11 protein-coding genes are annotated in these 12,515 nt (G+C 71.5%); 1 reads left to right on the forward strand and 10 read right to left on the reverse strand.

Annotation, left to right across the window (positions count from 1 at the left end; genetic code table 11):
* Positions 1-64: 64 nt before the first annotated feature.
* The 8 genes from ACYVD5_RS23495 to ACYVD5_RS23530 all read right to left on the reverse strand — a co-directional run bounded on the left by ACYVD5_RS23495 (position 65) and on the right by ACYVD5_RS23530 (position 10,001).
* Positions 65-1,420: an FAD-dependent oxidoreductase gene (locus ACYVD5_RS23495; protein ID WP_461003301.1), complete on the reverse strand. Its 1,356-nt coding sequence runs from the start codon at positions 1,418-1,420 to the stop codon at positions 65-67.
* 148 nt (positions 1,421-1,568) lie between these two features.
* Positions 1,569-3,500, reverse strand: a complete 1,932-nt coding sequence (dxs, locus tag ACYVD5_RS23500; RefSeq protein ID WP_461003302.1) for a 1-deoxy-D-xylulose-5-phosphate synthase — start codon at positions 3,498-3,500, stop codon at positions 1,569-1,571.
* 111 nt (positions 3,501-3,611) lie between these two features.
* On the reverse strand, positions 3,612-4,247 hold the full coding sequence (gene mug, locus ACYVD5_RS23505) for a G/U mismatch-specific DNA glycosylase (RefSeq protein ID WP_461003303.1): 636 nt from the start codon (positions 4,245-4,247) through the stop codon (positions 3,612-3,614).
* Positions 4,248-4,257: 10 nt separating this feature from the next.
* Positions 4,258-4,980, reverse strand: coding sequence for a sulfite exporter TauE/SafE family protein (locus ACYVD5_RS23510; protein ID WP_461003304.1), 723 nt, complete (start codon positions 4,978-4,980; stop codon positions 4,258-4,260).
* Positions 4,981-5,255: 275 nt separating this feature from the next.
* Positions 5,256-6,539: a sugar ABC transporter permease gene (locus tag ACYVD5_RS23515; protein ID WP_461003305.1), complete on the reverse strand. Its 1,284-nt coding sequence runs from the start codon at positions 6,537-6,539 to the stop codon at positions 5,256-5,258.
* The gene (locus ACYVD5_RS23520; protein ID WP_461003306.1) at positions 6,539-7,324 is read right to left on the reverse strand and encodes an ATP-binding cassette domain-containing protein; all 786 of its coding nucleotides are present in this window, start codon (positions 7,322-7,324) and stop codon (positions 6,539-6,541) included. Before ACYVD5_RS23520 ends, ACYVD5_RS23515 begins: the two co-directional genes overlap by 1 nt.
* Positions 7,325-7,445: 121 nt before the next feature.
* Positions 7,446-8,561: an ABC transporter substrate-binding protein gene (locus tag ACYVD5_RS23525; protein WP_461003311.1), complete on the reverse strand. Its 1,116-nt coding sequence runs from the start codon at positions 8,559-8,561 to the stop codon at positions 7,446-7,448.
* Between the two features lie 270 nt (positions 8,562-8,831).
* Positions 8,832-10,001, reverse strand: a complete 1,170-nt coding sequence (locus ACYVD5_RS23530; protein WP_461003307.1) for an ROK family transcriptional regulator — start codon at positions 9,999-10,001, stop codon at positions 8,832-8,834.
* A gap of 167 nt (positions 10,002-10,168) precedes the next feature.
* On the opposite strand from ACYVD5_RS23530, the gene ACYVD5_RS23535 reads away from it, so the two are divergent.
* Positions 10,169-10,684 (forward strand): nucleoside/nucleotide kinase family protein, encoded by a 516-nt coding sequence (locus tag ACYVD5_RS23535; protein ID WP_461003308.1) that lies wholly within the window; start codon positions 10,169-10,171, stop codon positions 10,682-10,684.
* 189 nt (positions 10,685-10,873) lie between these two features.
* Here the strand turns inward: ACYVD5_RS23535 and ACYVD5_RS23540 are convergent, their stop codons facing one another.
* Positions 10,874-11,218 (reverse strand): hypothetical protein, encoded by a 345-nt coding sequence (locus ACYVD5_RS23540; RefSeq protein ID WP_461003309.1) that lies wholly within the window; start codon positions 11,216-11,218, stop codon positions 10,874-10,876.
* A gap of 112 nt (positions 11,219-11,330) precedes the next feature.
* Positions 11,331-12,515, reverse strand: a 1,185-nt coding sequence (locus ACYVD5_RS23545) for a molybdopterin-dependent oxidoreductase (RefSeq protein ID WP_461003310.1), incomplete at its 5' end; no start/stop codon positions are given.

A 12,515-nucleotide genomic window follows, 5' to 3' on the forward strand; every position in this document is an offset into this window, starting at 1 on the left:
CGCGCGCCGGCCGGGTGCGCCCGGCCGGCGCGGACGCGCCCGGCCGGCGCGGACGCGCCGGGCTTCAGCGGCCGATCGCGCCGTAAATGTCGTGCCAACTGCGCAGTTTCACGCGTTCGCCGCGGCCCAGCGCGGCGCCCAACTCGGCCTCGGCGGCGTCGATGTCCAGCCAGTCGCCGTAGTCGGTGACCGCGGCGCCGCTGCCCTCAAGGACCTGTTCGACGGGTTCCAGCCCGCCGGCGGCCGCGCGCAGGTCGTCGGCATCGTCGAGCAGGCTGCGCACGGTGGCCGCGGCGTCGGACTTGTTGGTGCCGATGACCCCGCTGGCGCCGCGCTTGATCCACCCGGCGGCGTAGTCGCCGGGGCGCACCGCGCCGTCGGCGCCGAGCACCCGGCCATCGGTGTGCGGGACGGTGCGGGTGCGCTCGTCAAAGGGCACTCCCGGCAGCGGGGTTCCGGCATAGCCGATCGAGCGGAAGACCATGCCCGCCTCAAGGGTCTCGAAGACGCCGGTGCCCTGGAGCCGGCCGCCGTCGTCGAGCCGGGTCTCCTCGACCCGCACCCCGGTGGTGCGCTCGGTGCCCAGCACCTCGACCGGGCGCACCCAGAACCGGAAGTCGATGCTGCGCGGGAGGTCGCGGGGCGGGCGCTGGGCCCACTCGCCGAGGATTTTCAGGTTGGTGCGCGCCGCACGCTCGGCTTGGGCCATGGCGCGGTCGTTGGGGTCGATGTCGACCTGCTCGGGCCGCACCGCCACCTCGGCGTTGTCCAGGCGGCCCAGGTCGCGCAGTTCGGGGGCGGTGAACTTGGCCTGCAGCGGGCCGCGGCGGGCGAGCAGGTGGATGCGGCGCACCTTGCTGGCGGCCAGCACCTCCAGCATCGGCTGGGGGATGTCGGTGCGGTGCAGATCGTCGGCGCTCTTGGCCAGGATGCGCACCACGTCCAGGGCGACGTTGCCCGCACCTACCACCGCGACCTCCTCGGAATCGAGCAGGAACGACTCGACCTCGGAGTCGGGGTGGCCGCAGTACCAGTTGACGAAGTGCGTGGCCGCGACACTGCCGGGCAGGTCCTCGCCGGGGATACCCATCCGCCGGTCGACGCTGGCGCCGGTGGCGTAGACGACCGCGTGGTAGGAGCGGGCCAGGCCTTCGCGGGTGAGGTGGCGGCCGAACTCCACACCGCCGACGAAGCGCACACCGGGGCGTTCCAGGACCTCGCGCAGGGCGCGCGCGACGCCCTTGATCTTCAGGTGGTCGGGGGCCACGCCGTAGCGCACCAGGCCATAGGGGGTGGGCAGCCGGTCGATGATGTCGACGGCGACCTCTTCGCGTGTCTGGCGGGTGAGGGCGTCAGCGGCGTAGATCCCGGCGGGGCCGGAGCCGATGATCGCTACCCGCAGCGGCTCGGAGGGGCTCATGGCCCTATTCTGGCCCATCGGACCGCCGCACCGCTGCCTTACGGCGCAGGAGAATACGGCGCAGCGGGCGGCGGTGCCTCCCGTGCCCCCCGCTGCACGCCGCGCTGGCGGCCGCCCGCATGCCGGCGCCGGCATGCGGGCGGGGGGATCATTTGCCGGCTGGTTCCTGGTCGCCGGAGCGCTGGCGCTCGGTCTGGCGCGAGACGGTCTCGGTGAGCTTGCGGGCCAGGCTCTGCGGGGTCAGCCCGAGGTCGGCGAGGATGGCGTCGCGGCTGCCGTGGTCCAGGAACTCCTGCTCGATGCCGAAGGTGCGCACCGGGATGTCCAGGTCGGCGTCGCGCAGCATGCGCGCGACCGCGTCGCCCACCGCGCCCACGCGGCCGTTGTCCTCGACGACGGCGACCACGCGGTGGCGGGCGGCTTCGCCGAGCAGCGCCGCATCCAGCGGCTTGACCCAGCGGGGGTCGAGCACGGTGACGCCGATGCCCTGGTCGGCCATGCGGTCGGCGACCTCGCAGCAGGTCTGGGCCATGGAGCCCACGGCCACCAGCAGCAAATCCTCGACTTCGCCGCCGCGCGGGGACCGGCGCAGCACGTCCATGGTGCCGACCCGGCTCTCGGCCTCGATCTCGGGTGCCACCGCGCCGGTGGGGTAGCGCAGCGCGGTGGGCGCGTCGTCGACGGCCACGGCCTCGCGCAGCTGTTCGCGCAGCCGGGGCGCATCGCGCGGCACCGCGAGCCGCATCCCCGGCACCACCTGCAGGAGGGAGAGGTCCCACATGCCGTGGTGGCTGGCGCCGTCGGGTCCGGTGACACCGGAGCGGTCCAGGCAGAAGGTGACGCCCTGGCGGTGCAGGGCGGCGTCCATGAGCACCTGGTCGAAGCAGCGGTTCAGGAAGGTGGCGTAGACCGCCACGACCGGGTGCAGCCCGCCCATCGCCAGCCCGGTGGCCGAGGTGGCGGCGTGCTGTTCGGCGATGCCGACGTCGTAGCAGCGGTCCGGGTAGGCCTCGGCAAAGGCGGCGAGGCCGGTGGGGTGCAGCATGGCCGCGGTGATGCCCACGATGTCGGAGCGCTCGGCGCCCAGGGCGACCATTTCCTCGCCGAAGACGTTGGTCCACTTCTGCGGTGCGGGCGAGGGCTGCTCCTGTTCGCCCTGCGGGGCGGGCTTTGCCGCGCGGATGGCGTGGAACTGGTCGACCTCGTGGTTCTCGGCGGGTGCGTGGCCCTTGCCCTTCTGGGTGAGGCAGTGCACGATCACCGGGCCGCCGAAGTCGCGGGCGCGGCGCAGCGCTTTTTCGACGGCCTGTTCGTCGTGGCCGTCGATGGGACCCAGGTACTTCAGCCCGAGGTCCTCGAACATGATCTGCGGCTGGATGGCGTCCTTGACGCCCTTCTTCAGCCCGTGCAGCGCCTCATACAGCGGCTGGCCGACCACCGGCGCCCGGTTCAGCGCGGCCTTGGCGAGGTCGAGGGCCTGTTCGTAGCCCTGGGTCATGCGCAGCGAGGCGAGGTGGTCGGCCAGCCCGCCGATGGTCGGCGAGTAGGAGCGGCCGTTGTCGTTGACCACGATGACGACCCGGCGATCGGGGCCGGCGGCGATGTTGTTCAGCGCCTCCCAGCACATGCCGCCGGTCAGCGCGCCGTCGCCCACCACGGCGGCGACGGTGCGCTCGGAGCGGCTCTGGATCCCGTTGGCCTTGGCCAGGCCGTCGGCGTAGGACAGCACGGTGGAGGCGTGGGAGTTCTCGATGAAGTCGTGCTCGGATTCCGCGCGCGAGGGGTAGCCCGAAACCCCGCCCTGGCTGCGCAGCCCGGAGAAGTCCTGGCGGCCGGTGAGGAGCTTGTGTACGTAGGACTGGTGCCCGGTGTCGAAGAGGATCGGGTCGCGCGGGGAGTCGAACACCCGGTGCAGCGCCAAGGTGAGCTCGACCACGCCCAGGTTGGGACCCAGGTGCCCTCCGGTGCGGGTGACCTCAGCGACGAGGAATTCCCGGATCTCGGCGGCCAACTGCGGCAGCTTCTCGGCCGGGAGCCGTTTCAGGTCCTCCGGATTGCGCAGCGAGTCGAGTAGCGTCAACGTCTCGTCAGTCCCCTCGTCCGGCGTGTCGCGGGAGGGATGCCCGCTCCGCACCCTGCACGCCCCATCCTGCTCGGTTGCACTGAGTCTATGATCCGCCCGAACCGGCTCTTAACAGGATCCGGTGGTCCGGCCCTGCGCAAATTCGCCCAACCGGCGTAGTTCTTCGGCGATGCCCGCGGTGCTCCAGTGGGCGTTGAGGCCGCTGGGGTTGGGCAGGACCTGCACCGGCGTGTCGGCAATGGGCCTGCTGCGGGGACCGATGCGGGCGGCGGGGTCGCCGAACGCCTGCCGGAAGGCGGTCACCCCCAGCACGGCCAGTACTCGGGGGCGGTAGGCCCGCAGTTTCCGTTCCAGTCCGGCGGCGCCGCCGCGGAGTTCGTCGGTGCCGAGCTCGTCGGCGCGCGCGGTGGATCTGGCCACCAGATTGGTGATCCCCAGTCCCCAGTCCGGCAGCAACCGCTGTTCGTCGGGGCGCAGCTGCCGCGGGGTGAGGCCCGCCTGGTGCAGCGCCGGCCAGAACCGGTTGCCGGGGCGCGCGAAATGGTGCCCGCTCCAGCCGGAGTAGAGGCCGGGGTTGATGCCGCAGAAGAGAATGTCCAGGTCGGGCGCCAGGATGTCGGGGACCGTGGCGCCGTGCGCGGCGGCGAGATCGTCCTTACCGGGACCTCGGCGCCGCCGGGGCCGTGCGGTGCCGGCCTGACCGGTTGAGGGGCCGGTAGGGGCGCGGCCGGGTGGGACGCTCATCGCCCGCAGGCTACCCGAGGGCGGCCTGCACGAGCAGCACGATGCCGGAGACGGTGACCACCGCCAGCAGTACGGCGCGCATCCGGCCGGCGTCGATGACACGGCACAGGGGCCGCCCGGCGAGGAACCCGGCCACCACGAAGGGCAGCAGCCACAGGCCGGCGGAGACCTCGGCGGCGTGCAGTTGGCCGCCCGCTGCCAGCAGGCCCAGCGACATCACGCAGCCGACGAGGAAGAACACCGCCAGGGTGCCGCGAATCCGTCCGGCGGCCTCGTGCTGGTAAAGCAGCGCGATGGGCGGGCCGCCGATGGAAGTGGCCGTGCCGGTGAAGCCGGAGACCACGCCCGCGGCCAGCAGCGAGGTGCGGCCGATGCGTACCCGCACCGAACGCACCGACAGCACGACGGCGACCAGCACCATGGCGCCCACGCCGCCGGCCAGCAGTTCGGGCGGCAGGACCGCGACGACCCACACGCCGGCCAGGGATCCGGGTAGGCGCCCGATCAGCGCCCAGCCCAATCCGCGCCAGTCGACGTTGCGCCATTCCACGGCAAGGACGAACACCGGTAGTACGGCTGTCGCGATCAGCATCGCACCCGGCATCATGGCGGGGTTCAGCAGCGCCACGACCGGCGCCGCCACGAGCCCGAGGCCGAGGCCGACACTGCTCTGCACGACAGCGCCCAGGAGCACGGCCGTGCCGGCCACGAGGAGGAAGGTGATATCGGGCATAGGAGGCAGACGCTATATCTCCTCTTACCCGGTCGGGACACAGGGGTAGGGCCATAGGACTTTTCGCGCCCCCTTCCCCCGTCGGGGTTCCGGGCTCCTATTGCTGTGTTCCTGTCCCCGCACCGCTTCCATGCGCCGCACCGATGGCGCACAGGGCGGCGCCCCCAGAGGGGAGGGGCTCTGGGGGCGCCGGGGGCGGCCGCACCGCACCGGGGGTGGGAGTGGGCGGGCGGCCGGGGCGGCATGCGCCGGATTGCGCACGCGGGGCAGTGCGATCAGCCTCCCCGCGCGTGAGCGCGGCGGCTGCGGCGCGACACCGCGTCCAGGGTGACCGCGATCAGCAGCACCAGGGCGGTGATCATGAAGCGCACCGGGGTACCCATCTGCAGCAGGTACAGGCCCGAGGTGATGGCGCCCAGCACCAGGCCGCCCAGCAGGGCGGAGTAGGCGTTGCCGCGTCCACCGAAGAGGCTGGTGCCGCCGATGACCGCGGCCGCGATGCCCATCATCAGTTCCTCGCCGGCGGCGGTGTCCAGACTCGCCGAGAACGAGCGCGAGACGAGCAGGATGCCGCCGATCGCCGAAAGCATCGAGGCCAGTGCGAACACCGAGATCCGCACCAGGTCGACGTTGATGCCGGCGCGGCGTGCCGCCTCGGCGCCGCCGCCGACGGCGAAGACCATGCGCCCGTAACGGGTCTTGCGCAGCATCAGGTCGAAAGCGACCACGAACCCGACGAAAATCAGGAACGCCAGCGGCACGCCCTTGTACTGGTTGAGGATGAAGACCGCGCCGAACACCGGGACGGCCAGCGCCAGGCTGCGTACCGCGATCTCCATGGGCGGCTTGGCCATCAACCCGGCCGCGGCACGGCGCCGCTCGCCGATGAGGGTGAAGACCACGAACACCGCCACCGCGACAGCCGCTATGCCCCAGCCGAAGGCCGGAACGAAGAAGGTGTGGGTGAGCGAGGCGATCAGGCCGTCGTCGCTGATGTTGATGGTGCCGTCGCTGCCCAGCAACTGCAGTTGCAGGCCCTGCCACCCCAGCAGGCCGGCCAGGGTGACCACGAACGCCGGTACGCCGACCTTGGCGAACATGGTGCCGTGCAGGATGCCGATGACCAGACCGGTGCCCACGGCGGCCAGGATGGCGGCCCATTCGGGTACGCCCATCCGGACCGACAGTACGGCCAGCACCGCGGCCGAGGCGCCGGCGACCGACCCGATGGACAGGTCGATCTCGCCCAGGAGCAGCACCATGATCACGCCGGTGGTCATCAAGCCCACGGCCGCGACCTGCACGGTGAGGTTGGACAGGTTCTGCGGCGAGAGGAACCGCTCGTGCATCAGCTGGAAGACGACGCTGATGACGATGAGGCCGACGATCACCGGCAGCGGTCCCAGCTCACCGCCGCGGACGCGGCGCTGCAGCGCGGCCAGCAGGCTCGCCGGGGATGTGCGGGTGACCAGCAGCCGGGGGTCCTGTTCAAAGGCCGGATCCGCGGCCTCGCCGTTGTTCTTGCCGGTGCCGCTGGAGGCGGGTGCTTGCTGTGCCATCACGCTTCCTCCGTCCGGGTCAGCGCGTCTCGCCCGGAGCGCCGGGAGTCGGGGTTGTCGGCTGCACCCGTGATGGCCGCCACGATCTCCTCGTAGCTGGTGTCCTCGACGCTGAAGTCGCCGCCGTTGCGTCCCAGCCTCAGCACCATGGCGCGGTCGGCGACGGCACGCACATCGGCCATGTTGTGGCTGATGAGGATGACGCCGAGGCCGCGGTCGCGCAGGCGCTCGATCAGGTCGAGCACCTGGGCGGTCTGGGCCACGCCCAGCGCCGCGGTGGGTTCGTCCAGCAGCACGACCTTGGGGTCGCCCAGCAGCGAGCGGGCGATCGCGATGATCTGGCGCTGGCCGCCGGAGAGCGAGGCGACGGGTACGCGCAGGCTGGGCATCTTCACGGAGAGGGAGTCGAGCAGCTTCATCGCCCGCCGCTCCATCTCGACCTCGTCGAGAGCGCCGAAGACGGTCTTCTCAACGCCGAGGAAGAGGTTGGAGACGATGTCCAGGTTGTCGCAGAGCGCGAGGTCCTGGTAGATCGTCGCGATGCCGAGCCGCTGGGCGTCGGCGGGCCGGCCGATGCTGACCCGGTTGCTCTCCCAGATGATGTCGCCGCTATCGGCGGGGTTGACCCCGGCGATCACTTTGACGAGTGTCGATTTTCCCGCTCCGTTGTCGCCGAGCAGGGCGACAACCTCGCCGGGGCTGACCGCGAGGTCAACCTGGTTGAGCGCCTGTACGGCGCCGAAACTCTTGGATATCCCGGACAACTCCAGGACTGGTGTGCTCAATGTCGCGTCCTTTAGGCTGCGCCCACGACGGGAGTCGCGTGTCTGGTGTGGTCCCGTTCTGCAAGCGGGCGCCGGTTTGCAGGACCGGCGCCCGCCCGCCTGTGCACTGGGGCGGCGGTTGCTACCCCTTCTGGATGTTCGAGCAGAAGTCGGTGTCGGCGTACCGCTCGGTGCAGATCTCCTCGATGGAGTACATGCCGCCCGAGACCACCGTGTCCTCCAGGTCCTCGACCGTCACCGCCTGCGGCTCGATCAGCACCGACTTGACGGAGTTGCCGTCGCCGTCGTCGACCTTGGTCACGGCGTTGTCGTCGTCGCCCTGATACTTCTCGCCGGTGGCCGCGGCGACCGCCATCTCAGCGGCGATGCCGGCCTGGGTCTGGTAGTCCTTGAAGACCGTCATGTACTGCTCGCCGGCGACGATGCGGTGGACACCGGCGATCTCGGCGTCCTGCCCGGTGATCGGGGGCAGGTCGTCGACACCCGCGCTCTTCAGCGCGGCGACGACACCGGCGGCCATGCCGTCGTTGGCGGAGTAGACGCCGTCGATGTTCTCGGCGCCGATGGAGGTGATGGCCTGCTCCATCTCCGTCTGCGCCTCGTCGGCGTTCCACTCGGGGGTGTCGTACTCGGCCGCGACATCGACCTGGCCGTCGAAGACGTCGTGGGCGCCCTTCTTGAACATCGCGGCGTTGGGGTCGGTCGGCGAACCGTTGATCATCACGATCTTGGCGTCCTTGCCGGCCTCGTCCTCGTCAAGCGCCTTCAGCAGCGACTGCGCCTGGACCTCGCCCACGCGGCGGTTGTCGAAGGAGACGTAGTATTCCACGCCGCCCTGGGCGAGCCGGTCGTAGGCCACGACGGGCACGTCCTGGCTATTGGCGTTCTTGACGATGCCGGAGGCGGCCTCGGCGTCGACCGCGTCGAGCACGAGCACGTCCACACCGTCGGTCAGCATCGCCTCGGCCTGGGACTGCTGCTTGGAGGTCTCCTGGTCGGCGTTCTGGTAGAGCAGTTCACACTTCTCGCAGAGCTCGGTGAGAGCCTCCTCGAAGAACGGCTTGTCGTACTCCTCGTACCGTGCCGTCTGGCTCTCCGGCAGCAGCAGACCGACCTTGAATCCCTCTTCGACGCTAGCCGAGCCGCCGCCGTCGCCTGAACCACCGGTGGTGGTGGCGCCGCAACCGGTGGCAAGCAGGGACAGTGCCGCTGCCGCCCCGACCGCGGCGCGGAACATGTATCCGCTTCGCTTGTTCAACGGGTTGACCTCCTCATACGGCCACCGAGCCAGGTTGAAATGGGGGATACCCGACCCGGGTCTGTGTGCCGGGTCACTCGATGGACCAATGCGGTGCAGTCAAACCCTTCGCTCCGTTGACGTCAAGCCTTGAACACATAACTGAAGGGTCACAGCGGTTTCATACAACCGGTGAAGACAGAAAAACACCAGGTCGGAGCGGACGTGCCTGCTATGTGAAGACTTGTGAAGGCTGTCCGAATTTTACGTTCAGGTTTCCACTGCTGAAGTCGCTGCCAGCAGCAACGCGCCGCGCACCGCCGCGTCATCGCCCAACCGCCCGCGAACGATTTCCATTTCGCTCAGCGCGCTGCCGAGCGTGCCCAGCTCCAGGGACCGGCGCGCCGGCTCCAGCAGCGCCTCGCCGGCGGCGACCAGTTCGCCGCCCAGCACCACCAGTTCGGGGTTGAACGTATTGGCCAGGATGCTCAGCCCGCGCCCCAGGGCGGTACCGGCTTCGGCGACCACCCGGCGGCAGCCCGGGTCGCCGCCATCAGCGGCCGCTACCAGCTCGGTGACGGTCGCCGGCGCGCCTTCGCTCTGGTGGGGCAGCATGCCCAGCAGGTATGTGGTGGCCAGATGCGTTTCCAGGCAGCCGCGGTTGCCGCAGCGGCACACCTGGCCGCGCTCGTCCAGGCCGATATGCCCGATCTCGCCGGCCGTTCCCCCGGCGCCGCGGAAGAGCCGGCCGCCCACCACGATGCCGGCGCCGACCCCCTCGCTGATCCGCACGTAGATGACGTGCTCGCGGCCGTCGGCGGCACCGCCGCGCATCTCGGCCAGCGCGCACAGGTTGGCGTCGTTCTCGGCCTGCACCGGTACACCCAGGCGCAGCGACAGCGCCTCGGCCGGACGGAAACCCGCCCAACGCGGCATGCAGGTGATCGCGCCGATCTCGCCGGTGCGCAGGTCGACCGGGCCGGGGACGGCCGCGGTGACCGCGGCGATGGTGGCGTGGTCCACCCGCACCCGGGTCAGCAGCGTCTCGACCAGCCACACCGCGCGCCGCACCCCGCGCTCGGGTTCGGCCGCCACGTCGTAGGCGATGCTCGCCCGCGCCAGGACCTCGCCATGGCTGTCGCCCAAGGCCGCGGTGATCCCGGTCAGCGTGAAGTCGATGGCCACCACCGCGCCGGGCGGGCGGATGAGGGTGACCGCACGGGCCCGCCTGCCGTTCGAGGAGGTCTCGCGCACCGACACCGTGCCCGCCGCGCGCAGGTTGCGTACGATGTTGGAGACGCTTGCGGGCGAGAGCCCGGTGCCGCGGGCGAGCTCGGCCTGGGTGAGCGTTCCCCCGGTGCGCAGCGCGTCGACAACGCGTTGCTGATTGGCCCGCCGCAGCGCGGCCTGGGAGCCGGGTGTCACCTCGACTTCGGTCACGGCACTCCCTCTCCTCACACCTGAAGGCAGGCGCTGCTGGTGAAGGGAGCTTACAAGACTTGAATTCACCATTGGGGCCTGGCCCCGGCGGCTCCGCAGGCGCGCCCGCCGCGGCCGCGCCGACTCTGAGTACCGCGGCGCCCGACTGGGTAGACCGTACGGTCGCGATGCTGCACCGCTCCCCCGCGCGGGCCGGCCGCTGCCGGGTGATGGCGCTGGAGGGCCGCTCCGGCGCCGGCAAGACCGCGCTGGCCGAACGCATCGCCCGAGCGGCCGGCCGGCCGCTGCTGCACATGGACGACATCCACCCCGGCTGGCAGGGCCTCGAAGCCGCGGTGCCGCTGGTGCACCAATGGATCCTGGCGCCGCTGGCCCGTGGCGGCGACCCGTACTGGCGCCGCTACGACTGGCAGCGCCAGGCACCCGGCACCTGGCAGCACACCCCCGTCGACGGGCTGCTGCTGATCGAGGGGTGCGGTGCGGGCGCCCGCCCGCTGCGCCCGTACCTGGGGCTGCTGGTGTGGGTGCAGGCACCCGGCGACCTGCGGGAGGCGCGGCTGGACGCCCGCGCCGATGCCGCCGAATACGCCCCCTACCGGGCGGTGTGGGCGCGCCAGGAGGAGGCGTTCTACGCCGAGCACCGGCCGCAGGAGCACGCCGACCTGATCCTGGACAACCGCTGAGCGGCGGCCCGGCGGCGCCCCAGCGGTGCCTGCGCCGGGCCGCCGCAACAGGCGCGGGCACGCGCCGTGCCCGGCGCCGCCGCGGCAGCCCGCGGCGGGCGGGGCCGGTTGCGGGGGACCCGGTTACCGCCACCAGAAGGCTCAGACGACCCAGGCTGGAATCCCCGCCCGATCAGGGCGGGGAGCACGTCAACGGTCCTGCATGTCGCCGCCGTCGTCGGCCATGTCGCCGCCCTCGTCCTGCATCTCCTCCCCGCCGCCGTCCTCCATGTTCCCGCTGCCTTCTTCCTGCATGTTGTCCTCGCCGCCGCCGTAGCCGTCCTCCTGTTCCTGCTCCTGCTCGCCGCCCTCTTCGCTGTCCTCTTCCTGCATGTTCTCTTCGCCGCCGTCCTCCTGCTCCTGTTCCTGCTCCTGTTCGCCGCCGCCACCGCCGCCTTCGCCGTCGTTGCAGGCGGCCAGCGCGAACATCGCGGTCAGGCTGATCGCGCCTGCGGCGACGAGGCGGCGCAGCGTGTTGAGGGAACCAGTGGACATGTAGCTCTCCTAGTGATCGTCTGGTTGCTTGTCGTGAACACCGCCGTGCACGCCGGCGGTACACCGCGGCCCGCAGCGCGGATCGCGGGGGCGATCGGGACCGACCGCCGTATCAGGAGACGGTTACGTCGATGGTGTGGTAGCCGCTGGCGCCGTTGGGTGCCGGCGACGACTCCTCGGCGGTCTGGGTCCGCCCGGAGCGGTCGGTCGCGCGCACAGTGATCCGGTGCTCACCGGGCTCGGCCTGCCACTGGAGCACCCACTGCCGCCAGGTGTCGGCGGTGTCCTCCTCGGCGAGCCGCGCAGTCTGCCAGTCGCCGTCGTCGATGCGGACCTCGACCTCCTCGATACCCGTGTTCTGCTTCCAGGCCACTCCGGCGACGGGCACGGTGCCGGCGCTGACGGTGTCGCCCGTGCGGGGCGTATCAATGCGCGACTGGGTCTTGATCGGGCCCTCCTGCGACCAGCCGCGCGGCACCCAGTAGGCGTCGTAGGCGGCGAAGGTGGACAGCTCCATCTCGACCACCCACTTGCACGCCGAAACGTACCCGTAGAGGCCGGGCACCACCATCCGTGCGGGGAACCCGTGCTCGACGGGCAGCGGCTGCCCGTTCATCCCGATGGCCAGCATCGCATCGCGGCCGTCCATCAGGGCGGCGACAGGCGTACCGATGTCCATCCCGTCCGAAGACCGCGAAATCAGCTGGTCGGCGGGGCCGCCCTCGTTCGGCGGGCGGACCCCGGCCTCGCGCAGCAGCGCGGCCAGCGGCACGCCGATCCAACGGGCGTTGCCGACGTAGGAACCGCCCACCTGGTTGGACACGCAGGCCAGCGTTACGTCGCGTTCGATCAGGTCGGAGCGCTGCAGCAGGTCGGCGAAGGTGTACTCGCGTTCCTGCGCGCCCCTGCCGTGGATGCGCAGGCTCCACTGCGTGGCGTCGAGGCGCGGGACCGACAGGGCGGTGTCGATCCGGTAGAAGTCGCTGTTGGGCGTGTAGAAGGAGCTCAGCCCGTCGATGTCGAGTTCGGCGCCGTCGGGCAGCGGCGGCGCCGGGTCGTCGGGGCGCGGCAGGCGGAGCGCGCTGCGGCTTTCGGCAACGCCGGCCTGCGCAGTGGCGTACCACCGCCCGCCCAGTCCGACACCTGCCGAGGCCAGGGCCGCGCCGCCGGCCAGCAGGACGAACCTGCGCCGCTCGAAACCGCTGCGGGAAGGGGTCTGCTCGGCCCGCTCCGCGGCAACGGGCACGGCGCGGCCGCTGCGGGGCGCCGGGCCGCCGTCCGCGCCCGCAGCGCCGGC

The sequence above is a fragment of the Streptomonospora sediminis genome, assembly GCF_054778995.1.